20 protein-coding genes are annotated in these 20,395 nt (G+C 65.6%); 4 read left to right on the top strand and 16 right to left on the bottom strand.

Annotation, left to right across the window (positions count from 1 at the left end):
* Positions 1-23: 23 nt before the first annotated feature.
* Positions 24-581 (top strand): SH3 domain-containing protein, encoded by a 558-nt coding sequence (locus tag NYR58_RS12165; protein ID WP_261521121.1) that lies wholly within the window; start codon positions 24-26, stop codon positions 579-581.
* A gap of 75 nt (positions 582-656) precedes the next feature.
* On the opposite strand, the gene irrA is transcribed toward NYR58_RS12165, so the two are convergent.
* Complete coding sequence (gene irrA, locus NYR58_RS12160) at positions 657-1,097, bottom strand: iron response transcriptional regulator IrrA (protein ID WP_261521113.1); 441 nt, start codon at positions 1,095-1,097, stop codon at positions 657-659.
* A 241-nt stretch (positions 1,098-1,338) separates the two neighbouring features.
* Between irrA and fabA the strand changes: the two genes are divergently transcribed.
* The 3 genes from fabA to fabI are packed head-to-tail and all read left to right on the top strand — an operon-like array spanning position 1,339 to position 3,960.
* Positions 1,339-1,851: a 3-hydroxyacyl-[acyl-carrier-protein] dehydratase FabA gene (gene fabA, locus NYR58_RS12155; RefSeq protein WP_261521111.1), complete on the top strand. Its 513-nt coding sequence runs from the start codon at positions 1,339-1,341 to the stop codon at positions 1,849-1,851.
* A gap of 48 nt (positions 1,852-1,899) precedes the next feature.
* Positions 1,900-3,120 carry a beta-ketoacyl-ACP synthase I gene (fabB, locus tag NYR58_RS12150; protein ID WP_261521109.1) on the top strand — a complete coding sequence of 407 codons (1,221 nt, stop codon included), beginning with the start codon at positions 1,900-1,902 and terminating at the stop codon, positions 3,118-3,120.
* A 9-nt stretch (positions 3,121-3,129) separates the two neighbouring features.
* Positions 3,130-3,960 (top strand): enoyl-ACP reductase FabI, encoded by an 831-nt coding sequence (fabI, locus tag NYR58_RS12145; RefSeq protein WP_261521107.1) that lies wholly within the window; start codon positions 3,130-3,132, stop codon positions 3,958-3,960.
* A gap of 108 nt (positions 3,961-4,068) precedes the next feature.
* Here fabI and NYR58_RS12140 read toward each other — a convergent pair whose 3' ends face one another.
* The 15 genes from NYR58_RS12140 to NYR58_RS12075 all read right to left on the bottom strand — a co-directional run bounded on the left by NYR58_RS12140 (position 4,069) and on the right by NYR58_RS12075 (position 20,226).
* Positions 4,069-5,088 carry a class I SAM-dependent methyltransferase gene (locus NYR58_RS12140; protein WP_261521105.1) on the bottom strand — a complete coding sequence of 340 codons (1,020 nt, stop codon included), beginning with the start codon at positions 5,086-5,088 and terminating at the stop codon, positions 4,069-4,071.
* A 64-nt stretch (positions 5,089-5,152) separates the two neighbouring features.
* Positions 5,153-7,300, bottom strand: coding sequence for a polyribonucleotide nucleotidyltransferase (pnp, locus tag NYR58_RS12135; protein WP_261521104.1), 2,148 nt, complete (start codon positions 7,298-7,300; stop codon positions 5,153-5,155).
* 264 nt (positions 7,301-7,564) lie between these two features.
* On the bottom strand, positions 7,565-7,834 hold the full coding sequence (gene rpsO, locus NYR58_RS12130; RefSeq protein ID WP_261521102.1) for a 30S ribosomal protein S15: 270 nt from the start codon (positions 7,832-7,834) through the stop codon (positions 7,565-7,567).
* A 151-nt stretch (positions 7,835-7,985) separates the two neighbouring features.
* Positions 7,986-9,716 (bottom strand): sensor histidine kinase, encoded by a 1,731-nt coding sequence (locus NYR58_RS12125; protein ID WP_261521101.1) that lies wholly within the window; start codon positions 9,714-9,716, stop codon positions 7,986-7,988.
* A 59-nt stretch (positions 9,717-9,775) separates the two neighbouring features.
* Positions 9,776-11,320 (bottom strand): phosphonate ABC transporter, permease protein PhnE, encoded by a 1,545-nt coding sequence (phnE, locus tag NYR58_RS12120; RefSeq protein WP_261521093.1) that lies wholly within the window; start codon positions 11,318-11,320, stop codon positions 9,776-9,778.
* 1 nt (position 11,321) lies between these two features.
* A complete protein-coding gene (gene phnE / locus NYR58_RS12115; protein ID WP_261521092.1) occupies positions 11,322-12,290 on the bottom strand; it encodes a phosphonate ABC transporter, permease protein PhnE in 969 nt (322 codons plus the stop codon).
* Positions 12,291-12,358: 68 nt separating this feature from the next.
* On the bottom strand, positions 12,359-13,267 hold the full coding sequence (gene phnD / locus NYR58_RS12110; protein ID WP_261521090.1) for a phosphonate ABC transporter substrate-binding protein: 909 nt from the start codon (positions 13,265-13,267) through the stop codon (positions 12,359-12,361).
* A gap of 65 nt (positions 13,268-13,332) precedes the next feature.
* Positions 13,333-14,148, bottom strand: coding sequence for a phosphonate ABC transporter ATP-binding protein (phnC, locus tag NYR58_RS12105; protein WP_261521084.1), 816 nt, complete (start codon positions 14,146-14,148; stop codon positions 13,333-13,335).
* 464 nt (positions 14,149-14,612) lie between these two features.
* Complete coding sequence (locus tag NYR58_RS20580) at positions 14,613-14,792, bottom strand: SDR family NAD(P)-dependent oxidoreductase (RefSeq protein WP_378074680.1); 180 nt, start codon at positions 14,790-14,792, stop codon at positions 14,613-14,615.
* A 16-nt stretch (positions 14,793-14,808) separates the two neighbouring features.
* Positions 14,809-15,597 carry an alpha/beta fold hydrolase gene (locus NYR58_RS12100; RefSeq protein WP_261521074.1) on the bottom strand — a complete coding sequence of 263 codons (789 nt, stop codon included), beginning with the start codon at positions 15,595-15,597 and terminating at the stop codon, positions 14,809-14,811.
* Positions 15,594-16,604: a branched-chain amino acid ABC transporter permease gene (locus NYR58_RS12095; protein ID WP_261521072.1), complete on the bottom strand. Its 1,011-nt coding sequence runs from the start codon at positions 16,602-16,604 to the stop codon at positions 15,594-15,596. Before NYR58_RS12095 ends, NYR58_RS12100 begins: the two co-directional genes overlap by 4 nt.
* Before the next feature lie 50 nt (positions 16,605-16,654).
* Positions 16,655-17,539 carry a branched-chain amino acid ABC transporter permease gene (locus tag NYR58_RS12090; RefSeq protein ID WP_261521070.1) on the bottom strand — a complete coding sequence of 295 codons (885 nt, stop codon included), beginning with the start codon at positions 17,537-17,539 and terminating at the stop codon, positions 16,655-16,657.
* Positions 17,536-18,264 (bottom strand): ABC transporter ATP-binding protein, encoded by a 729-nt coding sequence (locus NYR58_RS12085; RefSeq protein ID WP_261521067.1) that lies wholly within the window; start codon positions 18,262-18,264, stop codon positions 17,536-17,538. Before NYR58_RS12085 ends, NYR58_RS12090 begins: the two co-directional genes overlap by 4 nt.
* The gene (locus NYR58_RS12080; protein ID WP_261521066.1) at positions 18,257-19,027 is read right to left on the bottom strand and encodes an ABC transporter ATP-binding protein; all 771 of its coding nucleotides are present in this window, start codon (positions 19,025-19,027) and stop codon (positions 18,257-18,259) included. The genes NYR58_RS12085 and NYR58_RS12080 overlap by 8 nt, the downstream gene beginning before the upstream one ends.
* The gene (locus tag NYR58_RS12075; RefSeq protein WP_261521065.1) at positions 19,024-20,226 is read right to left on the bottom strand and encodes an ABC transporter substrate-binding protein; all 1,203 of its coding nucleotides are present in this window, start codon (positions 20,224-20,226) and stop codon (positions 19,024-19,026) included. The genes NYR58_RS12080 and NYR58_RS12075 overlap by 4 nt, the downstream gene beginning before the upstream one ends.
* Between the last annotated feature and the right edge of the window lie 169 nt (positions 20,227-20,395).

The following is a 20,395-nucleotide window of genomic DNA, read 5'->3' as shown; positions in this document are numbered from 1 at the left end:
CCCCTGCCAGCCGGGAGAATGGAATGCCGCTTTTGGCGATGTTTCGCAAGTTCGTGCCGATTGCCGTTCTCGCAGCCCTGGCGGCTGCGGCGCTGCCCGCCATGGCCCCCTCCCCGGCCGGGGCGCAGCAGGTGGAACGGGGCCCGAGCGGACTGCCGCTGCCGCGTTTCGTCAGCCTGAAGGCCGGCCGCGTCAACATGCGCGTGGGCCCCGGCACCGACTATGCGGTGGAGTGGCTATACCTGCGCGAGGGGCTGCCCATGGAGGTGATCCAGGAATATGACAGCTGGCGCCGCGTGCGCGATGCCGAGGGCGCGGAAGGCTGGATCCACAGTGCGCTGCTTTCGGGTCGGCGCACCGGCCTTGTCGCCCCCTGGCTCAAGGACAGGCAGGCGAGCGTTCCGCTCCATGCGCGGCCCGACGAAGGCGCGCGCCGCATCGCGGAGGTGGAGCCCGGCGCTCTGGGGCAGGTGGAATCGTGCGACGGCACGTGGTGCCGCATGCGTTTCGCAAGCCTTGAAGGCTGGATGAGCCAGTCCCTGATCTGGGGCGTCTATCCGGGCGAGACGGTGGAAGACTAGACGCCACCGGGCCGCCATGCGCGAGAAGCGGTCGGCGGTGCCGTCCGGGGGATGGCCGCATTCCCGGCCTGCCCGTCAGTTGGCCCGCCTTTCCTTCGGCCGCAGGCGAACCACGATATCGACATTGGCGATTTCCATGCCCTCGGGCGGAACCGGCAGATTGGCGATCTGCACCGGCCCCTCGGGAATGTCGACGAGGCGGTTCTCGTCCTCGAAAAAGAAATGGTGATGGTCGGAGGTGTTGGTGTCGAAATAGGTCTTCGACCCCTCCACCGGCAGAATGCGCAGCATTCCTGCCTCGGTGAACTGGTGCAGCGTGTTGTAGACCGTGGCGAGCGAGACCCGCACGCCCGCGCCGAGCGCCTCTTCATGCAGCTCCTCGGCCGAGATGTGGCGGTCGCCGGAGGCGAACAGAAGCTGCGCCAGCGCCACACGCTGGCGCGTCGGACGCAACCCCGCTTGCCTGACGCGCTGCTCAGCGGCGGGGCCGTAGTGATTGAAATCCTGAGCGGTCAAGAAAACCCTTCCTGCCCTTTGCCGATCAATCTCCCTGGAAGAGGCCCGCAAAAGGCCCCTTATCCTAGCCAATCACATATATTCCGGGACCAGCAGGCGATCAATAGCGGTACAATGTCCCAAATGCGCCGAAATCCCGCATCGGATAATGCCTTCAAGCTGTTTCCTACCGGAAAGAAGCTGTGATAGGGAAATTGCACCATCGGCCCGGCAGGCGGGCTTCGAACGAAAACGGGAATTCATGGCGCAGACAAAATCCAGCTACGAATACGAGGACCTTCTGGCCTGTGCCCGCGGCGAGCTGTTCGGCCCGGGCAATGCACAGCTTCCGGCTCCGCCGATGCTGATGTTCGACCGCATCACCGAAGTCAGCGCCGAGGGCGGTGAGTTCGGCAAGGGCTACATTCGCGCCGAGTTGGATATCAAGCCGGACCTCTGGTTCTTCCCCTGTCACTTCATCGGCAATCCGGTCATGCCCGGCTGCCTGGGCCTCGATGCGCTCTGGCAGATGACGGGCTTCTTCCTCGGCTGGCTGGGCCTGCCGGGCAAGGGCATGGCCCTGTCGACGGGCGACGTCAAGTTCAAGGGCATGGTCACACCCAAGAACAAGAAGGTGGAGTATGGCGTCGACTTCAAGCGCGTGATGCGCGGCCGGCTGGTGCTCGGCATCGCCGATGGCTGGCTGAAGGCCGACGGCGAGACCATCTACACGGCCAGCGATCTGAGGGTCGGCCTGGCCCAGCAGGGCGCCTGAGTTTCAACCGTTTGCGAAAAGGCCGCACGGGCGGCCGGGGAGAACGATATGAGACGCGTGGTAGTCACCGGCCTCGGCATCGTATCGTCCATCGGCAACAATGCCGAGGAGGTTACGGCCTCGCTGCGCGAGGCCAGGTCGGGCATCAGCTTTTCACAGGACTTTGCCGATCACGGCTTCCGCTGCCAGGTGTGGGGAGCGCCGACGCTCGACCCCACGGAGCATGTCGACAGGCGCGCGCTGCGCTTCCTCTCCAAGGGCGGCGCGTGGAATCACGTGGCCATGGAGCAGGCCATCGCCGATGCCGGCCTCGAAGAGAAGGACATCACCAACGAACGCACGGGCATCATCATGGGCTCGGGCGGGCCTTCGACGCGCACCATCGTGGAGGCCGCCGACACGACCCGTGAAAAGAAAAGCCCCAGGCGCATCGGCCCCTTCGCCGTGCCGAAGGCCATGTCTTCCACGGCTTCGGCGACGCTTGCCACCTGGTTCAAGATCCACGGCGTGAACTACACCATCACCTCCGCCTGCTCGACCTCGGCGCATTGCATCGGCAATGCCTTCGAGCTCATCCAGTGGGGCAAGCAGGACATGGTCTTCGCCGGCGGCCACGAGGATCTCGACTGGACCATGTCGAACCTCTTCGATGCCATGGGCGCCATGTCGTCGAAGTTCAACGAAACGCCGGCCACCGCCTCGCGCGCCTATGACGTGAACCGCGACGGCTTCGTCATCGCCGGCGGCGCCGGCGTGCTGGTGCTGGAGGAACTGGAGCATGCCAGGGCGCGCGGCGCCAAGATCTATGGCGAGATCGTCGGCTATGGCGCCAACTCCGACGGTTTCGACATGGTGCAGCCCTCCGGCGAGGGTGCAGTGCGCTGCATGCGCCAGGCCCTTGCCACCGTGGACGGCAAGATCGACTACATCAACACGCACGGCACGGCGACCGAGGTGGGCGACTCGCGCGAGATCAAGGGCATCCGCGAGGTGTTCGGGGACGACATCCCCCATATCGCCTCCACCAAGTCGCTGACCGGCCACTCGCTGGGCGCGGCGGGCGTGCAGGAATCCATCTACTCCCTGCTGATGATGAAGGAGGGCTTCATCGTCGAAAGCGCGCATATCGAGGAGCTCGATCCCGAGTTCGAGGGCGTGCCCATCGTGCGCAAGCGCATCGACAACGCCAAGATCGACAGGGTGCTGTCCAACTCCTTCGGGTTCGGCGGCACCAACGCCACGCTGGTCTTCCAGCGATATGAGAGCTGAGGACCGGCGATGGATGGTTTGATGAAGGGCAAGCGCGGCCTGATCATGGGGGTCGCCAACGATCACTCGATCGCCTGGGGGATCGCCAAGCGGCTTGCGGGGGCGGGCGCCGAGCTTGCCTTCACCTATCAGGGAGAAGCCTTCGGGCGGCGCGTCAAGCCGCTGGCCGAGCAGGTGGGCTCGAAGCTGCTTCTGCCCTGCGACGTGGAAGACAGCGCCACCATCGACAGCGTGTTCGACACGCTGCAGAGAAGCTGGGGCACGCTCGACTTCATCGTGCACGCCATCGGCTTTTCCGACCGCAACGAGCTGAAGGGCCTCTACGCCAACACGACGCGCGAGAACTTCATCCGCACCATGGTCATCTCCTGCTATTCCTTCACGGAGGTGACACGCAGGGCGGCGGCGATGATGGAGAATGGCGGCAGTGCGCTCACACTCACCTATGCCGGCTCGGTGCGCGTGATGCCCAACTACAACGTGATGGGCGTCGCAAAGGCGGCGCTGGAGGCGAGCGTGCGCTATCTCGCCAACGATTACGGACCGCGCAACATCCGCGTCAACGCCATCTCCGCCGGCCCCGTGCGCACGCTGGCAGGCGCGGGCATCGCCGATGCGCGGCACATGTTCACCTATCAGCGCCGCAACTCGCCGCTGCGCCGCACCGTCACGATCGACGAAATCGGCGGCTCGGCACTCTATCTGCTGTCCGAGCTTTCCTCGGGCGTGACCGGCGAAATCCACTATGTGGATTCGGGCTATCACATCGTCTCCATGCCGACGCTCGAGGAACTCAAGCAGTCCGGCGAGGCGGCGGAGAAGGCCGAGGCGGGCAAGTAGATCGGCCTACAGCATTTTGCAGCCAGATGGAATCATCTGGCGTCGCACAAATGCGGCAAAAACAAAGAGATGGATCGGATCAGCGTTTCATTGAAACGATGAACCGGTCTAACGGGCGCCCCACAGCACCTTGTAGGCGGCATCGCGGCACAGCTCGCCGTGACGGGGGAAGGCGGCCTGTATTGCCTGCTCATAGGGCAGCGCGCGGTTGGCGACCAGATAGAGCCGGCCGCCCGCCCTCAGCGCCCGTGCCGCCACGGCGATCATGGCGCGGCCCATATCCGGTTCGGCGGCGCGGCTGCGGTGGAAGGGCGGGTTCATGACGATCACGTCATAGCGGTTTTCCACCGGCTCGCTCAGGAGATCGTGCCAGAAGAAACGGCAGCGGAGCCCTGGCGCATGGGCGGTCATGTTGCGCCGCGCCGCCTCCAGCGACGCGTGATGCGCCTCGTAGATATCGAGCGCCGCCAGGGCGGCATCCCGCGCCAGGCGCAGCGAGAGATAGCCCCAGCCGGCGGCGAAATCCGCCACCTGACCGGAAATGCCGGCCGGCAGATTGTCGGCCAGGAATCTGGAGCCCGGATCCACACTGCCCTCGGAGAAGCCGCCGGCGGCGGTCTCGTATCCCTCCGGCGTTCGCGCGGGCGTGCCGGCCAGAGCTGCAAGCGCCGCCGTGTCGAGCATGTGCGGACGGCGCAGCCAGAAGACGATGCCATGATGCTTGGCCAGCCGCCCTTCGAGCGGCAGCAGGGAGGACAGGCGCCGGGCGACGGCCGGCGCGCCGTCCCGCTTCGTGCCGGCGGCAAGCAGAAGCCCGCCGGGACGCAGGCAGGCAAGAGCAGCCGCCAGCCGCTGCTCGTTCTCTCGCCGGTGGCGGCCAAGCAGAAGCAGGGCCGCACCGCAGGCCGCGCCGCCCTCCTCCAGCCGCGGCGAGACGGAAAAGCCGGCGCGCCGCAGCGCCAGGAAATCGGAGCGAAAGCCCTGCACCACCTCAAGGCCGGCGGCAAGGTCGGCCGGCAGGCTCAGCCCCGCCCCGGCACCGAAGAGGAGCACGCGCGCGCCGTCCCGCGGCGGCTCCACGAGGCCGCGCTCGAAGGGGAAGAGAAGCGTGCGAAGGGCGTCGTTCATGGCGTGACACGAAAACGGGCGCTGGCCGAGGCCGCGCCCGTTCTACAGCCGGAAGCCGGGGAAATCAGCCCTCGGCTTCTTCCTTGTGCTGCTTCTTCTCCGGCACGATCTCCTTGCCGGTCTTCTGGTCGACCACCTTCATGGACAGGCGCACCTTGCCGCGCTCGTCGAAGCCCATGAGCTTGACGAAGACCTTGTCGCCTTCCTTGACGACATCCGTGGTCTTCTGCACACGACCCTCGGAGAGCTGCGAGATGTGCACCAGGCCGTCGCGCGGGCCGAAGAAGTTGACGAAGGCGCCGAAATCGGCGGTCTTGACGACCGTGCCCTCGTAAATCTGGCCCACCTCGGGCTCGGCGGTGATGGAGTGGATCCACTTCTTCGCCGCCTCGATCTCCTTGGGATTGGAAGAGGCGATCTTCACCGTTCCGTCGTCCTCGATGTTAATCTTGGCGCCGGTCTTCTCGACGATCTCGCGGATCACCTTGCCGCCCGTTCCGATGACGTCGCGGATCTTGTCGGTCGGGATCGTCATCACCTCGATGCGCGGGGCAAACTCGCCCAGCTCGCTGCGGCTTTCCGAAAGCGCCTTGGCCATCTCGCCAAGAATGTGCAGGCGCCCGTCCCGCGCCTGGTCGAGGGCGACCTTCATGATCTCCTCGGTGATGCCGGTGATCTTGATGTCCATCTGCAGCGAGGTAACGCCGTCGGCGGTGCCGGCCACCTTGAAGTCCATGTCACCCAGGTGGTCCTCGTCACCCAGAATGTCGGAGAGCACGGCGAAGCGGTCGCCCTCCTTGATGAGGCCCATGGCGATGCCGGCGACGGGCTTTGCCAGCGGCACGCCGGCATCCATCAGCGCCAGCGAGGTGCCGCAGACGGTGGCCATGGAGGAGGAGCCGTTGGACTCGGTGATCTCCGAGACCACGCGGATGGTGTAGGGGAACTGATCCTGCGCGGGCAGAAGCGGGTGGATGGCCCGCCAGGCGAGCTTGCCATGGCCGATCTCGCGCCGCCCGGGCGCGCCCACGCGTCCCGTCTCGCCCACCGAATAGGGCGGGAAGTTGTAGTGAAGGAGGAAGGTTTCCTTGTAGGTGCCGGTCAGCGCGTCCACATACTGCTCGTCCTCGCCGGTGCCGAGCGTCGCCACCACGATGGCCTGGGTTTCGCCACGCGTGAAGATGGCCGAGCCATGGGTGCGCGGCAGGGTGCCGACCTCGGCGACGATGGGCCGCACGCTCTTCAGGTCGCGCCCGTCGATGCGGGTGCCGGTGTCGAGGATGTTCCAGCGCACGATCTTGGCCTGCAGCGCCTTGAAGACGGCGGCCACCTGATCGGGCGTCCACTGCGGCGCTTCCTCGCCCTCCGGCAGGAAGGTCTCCTTCACCCTGGCCTTTACCGCGTCCACGGCGGCATAGCGCTCCTGCTTGTCGGTGATCTTGTAGGCCGCCCTGAGGTCGTCCTCGATCAGCTTCAGCATCTCGCCCTCAAGCGCGGAAAGGTCCTCCGGCAGGAATTCGCGCGGCTCCTTTGCGGCAACCTCGGCCAGCTTGATGATGGCATTGATGACCGGCTGGAAGCTCTTGTGGCCGAACATGACGGCACCCAGCATCACGTCCTCGGGCAGCTGCTGGGCCTCCGATTCCACCATCAGCACGGCATCGCTGGTGCCGGCAACGACGAGGTCGAGCTTTGTCTCGTCCATCTCGTCGAGATGCGGGTTGAGCACGTACTCGCCGCCGATATAGCCGACGCGCGCCGCACCCACCGGCCCCATGAAGGGCACGCCCGAAAGCGTGAGCGCGGCGGAGGAGGCGATCATGGCCACGATGTCGGGGTCGTTCTCGAGATCGTGCTGGAGAACGGTGGCGATGACCTGCGTGTCGTTCTTGTAGCCCTCGACGAAGAGCGGGCGGATGGGCCGGTCGATGAGGCGCGAGGTGAGCGTCTCCTTCTCGGTGGGGCGGCCTTCACGCTTGAAGTAGCCGCCGGGAATCTTGCCCGCGGCGAAGGTCTTTTCCTGGTAGTTGACGGTGAGCGGGAAAAAGTCGATGCCGGGCTTGGGCTCCCTGGCGGAAACGACGGTGGCCAGCACCACGGTCTCCCCATAGGTGGCCAGCACCGCACCATCGGCCTGGCGGGCAATCCGGCCCGTTTCCAGGATGAGCGGACGCCCACCCCATTCGATTTCCACTTTGTGTTGATTGAACATGTCTTGTCCTTGGTTTTGCCGAAGGAGCCGCCAAGGCCGGGGCCTGGGCGGTCTCCTTCACGTCCTGGTTGTCGGGACGAGCCATGGGCAAGACAACGGGAGGCTTGGCGTTTCGGCCCTCCGGCCGCTCAAGCATCCTGCAATCCTGCCCCATGACCTGTCCTTCGGCGGCCTTCCGCTTGCTTTGGCGAAGGGCCGGCGCCGGTGCGCCAGCACCGGCATGAACGGCGACGGGCCCGCGCGCGGCGGGCCCGCCAGCCGATTCTAGCGGCGCAGCCCCAGCCGCTCGATCAAGGCCCGGTAGCGGGCCTCGTCCTTCCTCTTCACGTAGTCGAGGAGGCGGCGGCGCTGCGAGACGAGCTTCAAAAGACCACGGCGGGAGTGGTTGTCCTTCTTGTGATCCTTGAAGTGCTCGGTCAGGTTCTTGATGCGCTCGGTCAGGATCGCGACCTGCACCTCCGGCGAACCCGTGTCGCCCTTGGCGGTCGCAAATTCCTTGAGGAGTTCCTGCTTGCGCTCGGCAGTGATCGACATCGTTCGTCCTTTCCTGTGTTCGAGGAGTTCGACGCCCATAGCCGGGATGTCGTCCAGCCAGGGCCATGCGTTCGAGACAGCGCAATCGCGCGGTATCGCGGCGCATATAGGGCAAAATGACCCGGATTGCCAGAGAAAACCGCGCCGGCACCTATCCCTCCCCCTGGCGGGTGCCGTCGGGCAGGAGGCGCTCGACCGGAATGATGAAGACGCATTCCAGCCCGTCGCGGTGAAAGCTGCGGGAGATGCTGGCGTTCAGCGTGCCGCCCAACATGCGCTCCATGATCTCGGTGCCGAAGCCGCGTTTTGCCGGGCGGCGGCGGCCGGCACGCTCGACATGCTCGCGCCAGACGATGATAAGCCTGTCCTCCTCCACCCGCCAGGAGACCGCAAGCCGGCCCGTGCGGGTGGAGAATGCGCCATATTTGGCGGCGTTGGTGGCCAGCTCGTGCACCGCCACGCCGAGGGTCTGCGCCGCCTGGTTGCCGAGGCGGAAGGGCGGACCGGAAAGCTCCAGCCGCCTCGCATCCTCGGGCCTGAAGGGCTCGATCTGCGCCAGGACCAGCGCCTTGAGATCCACCCCCGAGGCGCCGCCGGCGATCAGCAGGTCCGTCGAGCGTGCCAGCCCGTAGAGCCGCTTCTGGAAAGAGTCGAGGAAGGCGGGAAGCGACCGCGCGCTGCGCGCGGTCTGCTTGGCCATGGAAGAGACGACGGTGAGCTGGTTCTTGGCCCGGTGCGCGACCTCGCGCATGAGCAGGCGGATGTCGTTCTCCGCCTGCTCGCGGTCCCTCGCGGCCTCGGCGAGTGCGGCCGAGACCGTGGTCAACTCGGCGATCGGGTAGACGGCAGCCTCCACCGTCTCGCCCGCCCCCAGCCGGTGCGCGTCGCGCGCCAGACGCCGCACGGGCCGCGCGATCTGCCGGCCGAGCAGCCAGGCCGCGCCCGTGGCGATGGCGATGATGATGAGGGTGCCGCCGAAGAGCTGGCGCAGCGTGCGCCGCATGGGCTGCTCCACGGCGGCAGTGGGCGCCCAGGCAACCACCTGCCAGCCGCTGAAGGTCGTCTGCTCGACAATGGCGATGTAGGAGGCGGACCTGTCCTCCATCCTGCCGATCACCGTCTGCGGCGTGGGCTGCGCCTGCACGTCGAGAAAGAACGGCTTGCCCACCGCCGACGACAGCGACGACGCGGCGACCACATGGCCGTAGCGGTCGAGCAGGGCGGCGTTCCAGCCGCCACGCAGCATCTGCTGCGACAGCGTTTCGGCGATGGTCTCGGCGGCGCGCGCCATCACCAGAAGGCGCGCCGGCCGGTTTTCCCGCACCATCGGCAGGATGACGTTGAACATCCACCGCCCCGTCTCGCCGTCGTGGAACACGCCGGAAATGACCGGCATGCGTGTTTCGAGCGCCTGTTCGAGCGTCGCCGGATCGGCCGGGGGGCCAAGCGGCGCACCGAAGGGCCGGCGTGTGTTCACCAGTTGCCGCAGACCGGAATCGAGCAGGATCAGATGCGATTCCGAGCCGATGAGGGCCAGCCTTGCCCGGTTGTAGAAATCCTCGATGTTGCCGGCGGCGAGCGACGGGGTGGTGGACAGCACCCGCAGCGTGGTGACCATGGCGCTGAGCTCGCGGTCCACCGCCTCGGCGATGGAATCGGCCATGGCCTCTGCCAGAGTGTTCACCACCTCGCGCTGCGCGGCATCGTTGCGCTGCAGAAGCACCGTGGAGACGGCGAGCGCCGGGGCGATGGTGACGACGATCACCAGGAACAGGAAGAAGCCGATGGGCCGGGGCTTCGTCAGCCAGACGCGCAGCCGCGCCCCCGCATGCCCCGTGCGCCGGGTGCCGGTCGTGCCTGTCTGCGCGTCGCTTCTTTCCATTGTCCCTGCCAAGGCCGCATCATCGCTTCAAAGGCAGGTGGCTGGCAAGGCAGGGCTTCTCAGCGGCGCGCCGTCCCCATCAGCCGGTGGCGCAGGGCGCTCGAGACATTGTCGAACACGAAAACCACGAGCAGGATCAAAAGCACCATATAGGCGACGTTTTCCCAGTCGGAGTTGGTGCGCATCGCCTCCCACAGCTTGAGCCCGATGCCACCGGCGCCCACGGCGCCGATGATGGTGGCCGAACGCGTGTTGGATTCCCAGAAATAGAGCGACTGGCTGAGGAAGATCGGCAACACCTGCGGCAGGACGCCGTAGCGCTGCACCGCCGCCGGCGAAGCGCCCACCGAGCGCACGCCCTCGCGCTGCTTGTCGTCTATGTTTTCAAGCGCTTCCGAGTAGAGCTTCCCGAAGGTGCCGGTGTCGGTGAAGAAGATGGCCGCAATCCCGGCCAGTGGCCCCGGCCCGAAGGCACGGGTGAAGAACAGCGCCCAGATCAGCATGTCGACCGAGCGCAGGAAATCGAACACCCGCTTGAAGAGGAAGTTGGCGATGCGGTTGGGATAGATGTTGCGCGCGGCGGCAAAGGCGAGCGGAAAGGCGAGAAGCGTGGCCAGGACCGTGCCGGCGAAGGCCATGGCGATGGTCTGCAGAAGCTTCAACCACACATCGCCATGCTGCCACTCGGCATTGTTGAGGAAATTGTCCCAGGCCAGCGCCGCATTGGACCTTTCAGGCTCCAGCCGCTCGCCGAAGAGCACGACGCGCGCCACCTCCCCCGCCGACAGGCCCCAGAAGGGCGAACGCGCATCGAAGAAAAAGTTCTCCCAACCGAGAAAGCGTCGGCGCACCTTGACCTCGTCACCCTCGATCTCGGCGCGCCCGGAGAAGCCGAAACGGGCGATCACCTTGGCTCCCGGCGCACGCTGCGAGGCCCAGGCCGGCAGGGTGCCACGCGGCTCCACGCGCCCGTCGGGCGTGATGTCGAGGATGAGCGTCTCGCCGCCACGGGTGACGGTCACGAGGCCCACGGCAATGTCGAGACGGGCGCTTGAGGAAAAGTGCACCGTTGCTTCCACAACCGCTTCCTGCCGCCGCGCCGGCTGTGGCGGGGCGCCGGCCTGCGGCTCGGCGGCGGACGCCCCGCCGCCCGCCGGGCTTTCCGTGCGCCCCAGAAAGCTTTCCGCGCCGCCCTCGACGCTTCCCAGAAAGCCGGTGCCCGTTGTGGCGCCGCCGGTGGCGGCGGAGGCGGGCTCCTCGGCACGGATCTCGACCACCGCGCGCCTGGTCTCCAGCCATTCGGGCGCGGGGTTTTCTCCAAGGGGCGAAAAGCGCGGGTAGGAGATGTCCAGGTGATTGTCGCGATAGGCGATGTCCGGGCGCACCTCGTAGGACACCCAGTCGGCCAGATAGCTGCCGGCGATGTCCCAGTTGCCGTTGGAGAAGACCTGGCCGACCGAGAAGAACCACCAGGCAAAGGCGAGGTAAAGGGCAATGCCGGCGGCCACCAGCCAGCCGGTCAGGCGGCTGCGCAGGGAGCCTGCGAAGACACCGGGGTGGCGCGCGACGAGCGCCTCTTCCTCGGCGGCGGAAAGACGCGTCATCTCAGCCTCCGCGTGCGAACTCGAAAGCCTGGCGACCGACAAGACGCCGCCGCAGCCAGGCGGAGAACTGATCGACCGCAACGATGGTGGTGAACAGCAGAAGAATGATGGCCAGCGTCTTGGCCTCGTGGCCGCGGCTGATGGACAGGCGCAACGCCTCGCCGATGCCGCCGCCGCCCACAGCGCCGATGATGGTGGAGGCACGCACGTTGATCTCCAGACGCAGCAGCCCGTAGCTCAGAAAGTTGGGCAGCACCTGCGGCACGATGGCGAACCACACGCGCTCCACCCAGTTGGCGCCGGCGGCGCGCAACCCCTCCTCCGGGCGCATGTCGGCATTTTCCACCACCTCGAAGAACATCTTGCCGAGCGCGCCGATGGTGTGGATGGCGACCGCGATGATGGCCGGCACGGCGCCAAGCGAGAGGACGGCCAGGAAGAAGCCGGCGATCACGATCTCGGGAAAGGCCCGCAACAGCTCCATGAAGCGGCGCGCGAAGAAGCGCAGCCACCGCCGGGTGGTGAGGTTGGAGGCAGCCAGGAACGACAGGACAAACCCGATGCCGAAGCCGATCAGCGTCGCAACGAGGGCGATGTTGATCGTCTCCAGCATCTTGTAGAAATATTCCGGCAGATAGAGCGTCTCGGTGAGATAGACCCGGCCTTCCGGGTAATTGTATTTCAGGCTCCCGTCGTCATGGGGCGACGGCAGGTCGAAGAGCGCCCGCCACACCTCCCAGCCGTCGCGCGGCACGAGCTGGCCGATGAAATCGAAGAAATAGGGCAGCCGGTCGAAGAACTTGCCGGCGTTGGTGGCGTTGGCGAACCACAGCGAGCCAGCGAGCGCGAGCAGCAGGAGGAGAAGGCCGCCCGCGGTGTAGAGCCTGCGCCGCGCCACCAGCGCCTGCCAGTGCCGCTCGACCGACAGCACCGCCGGGGACGGAACCGTGCCGTGTGTGGATGCGCTCATGGGGAGAAGGACCAGGATGCGGGGAAGCGCCACGCGGGCGGCGCTTCCCCTCCAGTTTCTTTCAGGAATCAGGACCCGATCAGCGCGCGGCGCGCGTCGATGATGGGCTCATAGAAGGCCGGCGTGACCTCCGTGAAGCCCTTGAAGTCGCCGCCCTGGATGGCGGAGAAGCAGTCCGGGTCGCTCTCGGGAAGCTCCATCATGAAGGCCTTGAAAGCCTGCTTCATCTCATCGTTCATGGAGCTGCGCACGACGATCGGACCATTGGGAATGAGCGGCGACTTCCACACCTCGACCAGGTCGTCCATGTCGAGAATGCCCTTCTCGACCATCTTGTGCAGGTTTCCGGAGGTGTAGCCTTCCGAGAAGTCGCCGACGCCGGAAGCCCAGGTCGTGCCGGCGTCGAAGGTGCCCTTCAGCACCTCGAGCACCAGGTTTTCGTGGCCGCCCCCGAAGCCGGTCTCGGAGAAATATTCCTCGATCGACATGCCGATCGCCTTCGGCAGGGTCACGGCCGGAACCAGATAGCCGGAGGTGGAATCGGGATCGGCAAAGCCGAGCTTCCTGCCCTTCATGTCCTTGAGCGTGCGGATGCCCGAATCCTTGCGAGCCACCATCACGGAGTGATAGCCCATGGAGCCGTCCGTCTGCACCGTGGTGAGGATCGGCTCAACGGCGTTCGGGTCTTCCAGATAGACCTTGGCATAGCCGGAGGCGCCGAGCTCGGCATAGTCGAGCGTGCCGCCCAGCAGGCCCTGCACGACGCCATCATAATCCGCCGCCGGGAAGAGCGAGACCTTCTCGACGCCCAGCACTTCCGGCAGCTTGTCCACCATGCACTGGAAGTTGCGCAGGCGGTCGGCCTCGTTCTCACCGCCCAGGATGCCGATGCGGAACTCCTTGAGATCCTCCGCATGGGCCGAGACCGCCGTCAGCGCGACAATGGCGGCGACACTCGTCAAAAGCTTCTTCAACATCTCCCACTCTCCTGTCTGATGCCGGTTTCCCGGCGGTTGCGTTGTTGCGAAGGTTCGAGGCCGCCCTAGCCGGCGAAGGCAGGCTCCGGGGCTGCGGGCGTCTCGATGCTGGTGGAGGTGATGGCCTCGGGCACCGCATCCGCCCCGGCCTCGGCGCCGTAGATGCGGCGCACGGCCTCCGCCGTCAGCGCCTGCGCAGCCCCGTCGAAAACGACCTTACCCCTGGCCATGCCGATGATGCGGGTGCAGTAGCGCCGGGCGGTGTCCAGCGTGTGCAGATTGGTGATCACCGTGATGCCCTCGCGGGCATTGATGTCGGCAAGCGAATCCATCACCACCTTGGCGTTGAGCGGATCGAGCGAGGCGATCGGCTCGTCGGCCAGGATCACCTTCGGCTCCTGCATCAGAGCCCGGGCAATCGCCACACGCTGCTGCTGGCCGCCGGACAGCGTGCCCGCCTGCTGCAGCGCGGTGTGTGCGATGTCGAGCCGCTCCAGCGCGGCGACGGCCTGTATCCGCTCCTCGCGGCTGTAGAGGTTCAGCAGGTTGAGCGCCGTGGAGCGATGATTGAGACGGCCGAGGAGCACGTTGGTGAGCACATCGAGCCGGGGAACGAGGTTGAACTGCTGGAAGATCATGGCGCAGTCGCGCTGCCAGCGGCGCAGCGCGGCGCCCTTCAGCGAGGAAACCTCCCGCCCCTTGAACAGGATCGCCCCCTCGCTCGGGTCGATGAGACGGTTGATCATGCGCAGGAGCGTGGACTTGCCGGCGCCGGAACGGCCGATGACGCCGACCATCTCTCCCTCGGCAATCTGGATGTCGACGCCGTCCACGGCGACCGTCTCGCCGAAGCGGCGCGTCACGCTGCGGATTTCGAGCATGGCAATCCCCGTTTGCGGACGTTCCGTCCTGTCGGGGAGCGTTGGTAGCGCCTTCTCGTGAAGCTGAAATGTCAGCAGGATGGCAGTTGTGTTACAGGAGGCTGGAAAAAAGTCGGCTTCCCCACGTGTGGTGCGAGCAACCAGGTGCCTGCCGCGAGAAATGCGGGATCCGTCTCGAGTCTCCTCGATAGGCACCATCGGGCGCTTCAGCAGCACCAATCCGGAGCAAATAGGCCGACAAAGCGGTTGCCTGCCGAATCTGGAAGGCCAGCTTCACGGACTACGATCTGGGCTATTTCGACGATGAGACATGCAGACTGGACCGCTTCTCAACCCGTTCGGGCCAAAAGTGTTACCTATGTCTCCGGAACGGACCTCACCGCGCGGCCGCGCAGTATCCGACCCGGACCCGGTCACCCTGTCCCGCGTCAGCGATTGTCGGTCAGGAAAAAATTTGTTTACCGTCAGCCTGCCACGAGGCCCGCATCGTCCAGAGCCATCCCCTTGGTGAACCGCTCGATTCCAGCCTTCGTGGGGCCATGGGCACATTCGTTGCGAAAACCGACGAAGGCCAGCGCAGAGGCGATGTGGATGATCGTGCCGCCGCTGGAGAAGACATGGGGAAGAGCCGCACGCGAGCACAGGAGAGATCGGCCGCGATCACCCCATCCGCCCGTAGATGCGGTCTAGGAAGCCGAGGATCGCATGGTTCACGGCGTCAGGGTTTTCGAGGTTCGAGGTATGGCCAGAGCGCGGGATCTTGACCAGCGTCGCGTCGGTCAGGTTCTCGAGCATCGAATAGGCGCGCGAAATCGGAACCGGCAGGTCGCCTTCGGCATGGATGATGAGCACCGGCTTCTCGATCTCGCGCAGGCGCGGGGTCAGGTCCGGCTTGCGGACCCAGGACGTTCCCTGCGCCCATACTGCGCGCGAGGGGATCTCGGTCGTCCAGCGGTTGATCCAATGCTCGACGAGGCCCGGGTTGTTGGCATAGGTATGCTCGCCAAAGCAGAAGGGCGCCGCCCATTCCGCCCGCTCGCGCGACACCATCCCGTCGGTGTCGAACTTGTCGAATTCGGCCTCGAAGGCATCCTGCTCCTCGGGGGGATAGGCGACGGCCTGACCCTCGATCAGGATGAAACCCGCTGCGCGGTCGGGATAGTTCAGGGCAAAGTTGAGGGCCATGAACGCCCCGGTGGACATGCCGGCCACCACATACTCGGTCAGGCCCAGGCGCTCTGCCAACGCGGCGGTGTCGGCCGCCAGATCGTCGAGCGTGTGGCGGGTCGCCTTGCCCAGCAGAACGCGGCTGTTCTGCGAGATGACGCGATAGCCCTTGGCCGAAAGGAACGCCATCTGGGGCTCGAACATCGTCGCGTCCATCAGCGTCCCGTGGTTGAAGATCACGGCAGGGCCTTCGCCGCGCTCGATATAGGGTTCGAAACTCATGGATTGTCTCCCTTGCGTGTTTGCCCCACGGGCGCGATGAAGAATTCCCGGCTGCCCCATAGCCCCGAGGGTCGGAAAAAGAGGATGGCGATCAGCCCGGCGCCCAGCGTCAGTTGCGACAGCCCCGGCGGGAGGGAAATGCCCATGCCGCCCGTTTCGATCAGCCGCATCACATATTCCCAGAATGTCAGCAGAACCGCCCCGGTCAGGGCGCCAGCCACGCTGTTCATGCCGCCCAGAAGGACCATGATCATCATCGGCAGCACCATGCCGACATAGAAGGACTGCGCGCTGAACGCGGTCAGGAAAAAGCCCATCAGCGCGCCGCCGATCCCGCAGATGAAGGCTGACAGGACAAAGGCCCAGAGCCGCGAAGTCACAACGCTGATGCCGCTCATTTCGGCCGCGACAGGATCCTGGGCGACGGAGCGTGCGCGCAATCCCCAACGCGAGAACTTGTAGGCCAGCGCGATCCCGACGACGAGGACCACGACGACGAGCACCTCGGTGAGGCCGGCCAGCCGGGGCACCCCGTAAAACGTCGCGTTGCCACGCGTGAGAGGGGTTGCGGCGCGGATCATTTCGTTCACGATCACCAGCAGGCCGAAGGTCATGATGCCGGCCGCGATCCCGGTCAACCGCATGACGATCGGGCCGATCAGAAGGGCAAGCAGGGCAGCGACCGCGCCGCCGGCGATCGTCGCGGGCCAGAGGCCCGGATCCAGACCGGCAAGCCAGCCGGGCAGATCGGGCAGCGCGATCCTTTGCATCGCAGGGGGCAGGGTCAGGATGCCGCCCGTATAGGCGCCGAGCGCGACGAAGGCGGGGTGACCGAACGAGATGGTGCCGGTCGATCCGACGAAAACCTGAAACCCGACGGCAATGATCAGCCACAGGCCGAGATTGGTCAGCAGACTGGCGAACCGGGCCCCGGTCGCAAGGTTCAGGCCGAGGATCGCCAGAGCAAGCAGGGCGGCAATCCCCATGCCCGATGCGACGAGGGACATATAGCCTCCCGGTGTGAGCGGGGCATCGCTGCGGAGCTGCAAGGGACGTCTCATCGCATGCCTCCGGTGGCCTTGCCCAGCAATCCTTCGGGCCGCAGGAGCAGGATCAGGATGACGAGGGCAAATACGAAAGTTTGCTGAAAACCGGAGAGCGCCCCGACCAGCAAACCTGACATGGCAGTCTCGAGAAAGCCCAGAACCAGCCCCCCCAACACCGCGCCGCGGATGGTTCCCAAGCCGCCGATCACGACGGCGACGAAGGCCTTGAGCGTCGGTGCAAGGTCGCCGCGCGCCGTGACCGATCCCGACTGTGCGAACCAGACCAGCGCGACGAGACCCGCAATCAGGCCACTCAACGCGAAGACGAAGGTCAACACGCGATCCGACCGCACGGCCATCAGGCGCGCCACCTCGGGGCTTTCGGCCGTGGCGCGGATCTCCATTCCGATCCGCGTCCGCCCGATCAGAAATTCGAGGCCAACCAGCATGGTCAGCCCAAGCGCCAGCGACAGCAGTTGCAGGACAGAGATACGGAACCAGCCGGTATCGATCGATGTCAACAGGATCTGCGGTGTCTGCACCGGCCTTGCCGGCTCGCCAAACAGGACCACCGCAACCGATTGCAGAACGATCGCAACACCGAAGGATGCCAGGAGCAGGGTCGCGGGCGGTGCGCCGACAAAAGGCATGAAGATCGCGCGCGCCAGGACGATCGACAGCAGCACCGTCCCGGCCAGGGCGCCGAGAACGCAAAGCCAGTAGGGCAGCCCGGTCCCCCAGAGCACATGCAGCATGAAGCCGAACCAGACGATGATCATGCCATAGGCGAAATTCACCAGCCGCATGACACTGAAGACGAGGCTGATGCCAAGGGCCAGCATCATGTAGACCGATCCGGTCGCAAGCCCGTCGACACCGAGTTGCAGGAGATTCATGCGGCGTGGTCTCCAAGATAGGCGCGTTGCAACAGGTCGGGATCCCGGGCGGCGGCGGCCGCACCCCGCCACACGGTTCGGCCGTTGCGCAGGATCATGGCCGTATCCGCAAGACCGAGGGGGCGGCCAGCGGCTTCCTCGACTACGATCAGTGTCATCCCCTCGGCCTTCAACGCGGCCAGCGTTGCGTACACCTCGTCGGCCATCACGGGCGACAGTCCCAGAGACGGCTCATCGAGCAGCAGGAGGCGCGGTTCGGCCATCAAGGCACGCGCGATGGCCAGCATCTGTTGCTGACCGCCGGACAATGCGCTGCCGGGGCCGTGGCGGCGCTCGGCCAGGATCGGAAACAGGCTGTAGGCGCGTTCGAGGCCTTCGCGCATTCGCTGTGCGCCGCCGGGGCGTGCCAACAGCGCCGTGCCGCCGATGCAAAGGTTTTCCTCGACGCTGAGCGTCGTGAAGATCCGTCGCCCCTCGGGGCACAGGACGATCCCGCGATGCACACGCGCGGTCACGTCGAGCGGGCTCAGATCTGCCGATCCGTCGAGTTTCAGGGTGCCCGACCACGGCGCCTGCAACCCGGCGACCAGCTTGAGCAGGGTGGATTTTCCTGCGCCGTTCGGTCCCAGGACAGCAAGCGTATGACCGGCGCCAAGCGTCAGGCTGACAGTGTCCAGAGCCCGCACCCGGCCATAACCCGTACTGACGCGATCAAGCTCAAGCATCGGCCAGGCTCCCAAGATAGACGCGGCCGACCTCGGGGTCGGTCAGAACCGTCTCGGGGCTTCCCTCGACCAGAACCTGCCCGGTCGCCAGAACGACCAGTCGATTCACAAGCGCGCGAACGAATTCGATGTTGTGATCGATCAGTAGCAATCCGAAACCCATCTGCTCCTGCGCCGTTTTCAGGGTCTCGGCCAGGGGCTCCCAATCGCCGCCGCCCAGCCCGGCGGCAGGTTCGTCCAGAAGCAGGATACGCGGGCGCGACACGAGGGCGCGGGCGACCTCGACCCGCTTCATGACGCCGTAAGGCATTTGTCCAAGCGGGCTGTGCGCGTAAGGTTCCAGACGTTGTGCGGCCAGCGCCGTGGTCAGCCGGTCGCGCCATTCGGCCGCGCGAAGCGGTTGGGCCAGCCCTGCCAGCCCGACGGCCACGTTCTCGGCAACCGTCAGATCGGGCATGAGCCGCAGGTTCTGAAAACTGCGCACGATACCGCCATGCGCCCTCTGCCGCGGTGTCCGGCGGGTGATGTCCTGACCGTTGAAAACTATCCGGCCTTCGGTGGGCGTCAGGATACCGGTCAGGCAGTTGACCAGCGTTGTCTTGCCCGACCCGTTGGGACCCAGAAGCCCGATCGTATCACCGGGTCGAATGCGGATCGACGCACCATCCAGCGCCTTGATGCCGCCAAACCGCATCACGATCCCGTCGGCACGCAAGGTGCCGGCGGGATCGGCCGCCTTGGTTTCAGGCGTCGGCTGTGTCACTCAGCGTCTCGCGTATCGATATCTGCAACCAGAACGAAACGCCCCTCGGCATCGAAGCCGCCAACGCTGGCCGATTTCTCGGGATAGCTGCTGGCAAACCCATAGTATTCGGTTCCGGCCACCCGCAGATTACTCATGCCGCGCAGGGCCGCCGCGACCGCGCCCGCATCGGTGCTGTCCGCCTGCTCCAGCGCCATGCCAAGAATATGTCCGATCTGGTAGCCAAGCACGGCGTTCAGGTTTTCCGGGAACGTACCGAATTGCTCTTGATACCGGGTGATCATCGGCTCCAATGCCGGATCGCGACCTTCGGCGCCTTCGAAGAAAGCCGAGGTAACGTAATACACATCCTGCAGACCGTCTGCGCCCACCACCTCGGGCAAAGCGGCCGAAGGGAAGGTGCTCTCGCCGACGATCGGGGTTGTCACGCCCGCGGCGCGCAGCTGCCGGATGAATGTGCCGACGCGCGGGAAATAATCGTTCAGGAAGATGACATCGATCTCGTCCTGCATGTCGCGGATACGCGACACGATGGCGGCGAAGTCGCTCATCTCGTTGTTCGTGCCATCGCGGCCGACAACCGAGCCATCGAGCGCCTCGGCAAGCGGTTGGTCCTTGGCCGTGAACCAGTTGAACGATTCGTTCGTCACCACATAGACGTTCTCCCAGCCTTGATCATTGATGAACCGGGCGATCGACCGTGCCAGATCCGCCGCGCTGACACCGCCGATGAAATGGTTCGGACCTACGGCGGCAACCCAATCGGGCGAACCGGACTCGGGCGAGATGGAGAGCAATCCAGCGGCCTGTGCTGCGATGGCCGCACCCATCCCCATGTCCATGTCCGAGGCGGGAACGATGATATGCGCGCCCTGTCGGATGAGTTCCTCGGCAACCTGGCCAGCCAAGGCCGGGTTCGACTGGGAATCGCCCGAAATCAGCTCGATCGGGCACCCCTCGACACCGCCGGCCGCGTTGATCTCGTCCACCGCAATCTGCAGCCCGTTTGCACCAGGCGTATCGAACGCGGCAAACCCTCCGGTGATTGACCGTGCGAGGCCGATGCGGATCGCACCCTCGCTGCAGTCGAAGGCCATCGCCGGGGCGGCGAGGGCGACGGAAAGACATCCGGCCGCCAATGCGACCCGCGGAATTCCCGCGCCGGAAATTCCTTTAAGCCTGAAATATCTGGTCGTCATTGCGGTACCCCTCCCGTTGATTGCATGCGGACACGGTGCCGTCCGTGCAATCAGCCTAGTCGCATCGGAAATCGCCCGTCAAGATATGAAAAGCAAGATCCGATCTGATTTGTGTTGTTTCGTCTGAGTGGCGCGATATGGTAGAGAGTGCTTCGTTTTTTACTCAATC

The organism is Chelativorans intermedius, assembly GCF_025398255.1.
Classification (GTDB): Bacteria; Pseudomonadota; Alphaproteobacteria; order Rhizobiales; family Rhizobiaceae; genus Chelativorans; species Chelativorans intermedius.
Note: the sequence above shows the minus strand (reverse complement) of the source record. Positions and strands in the feature narration are given on the sequence as shown.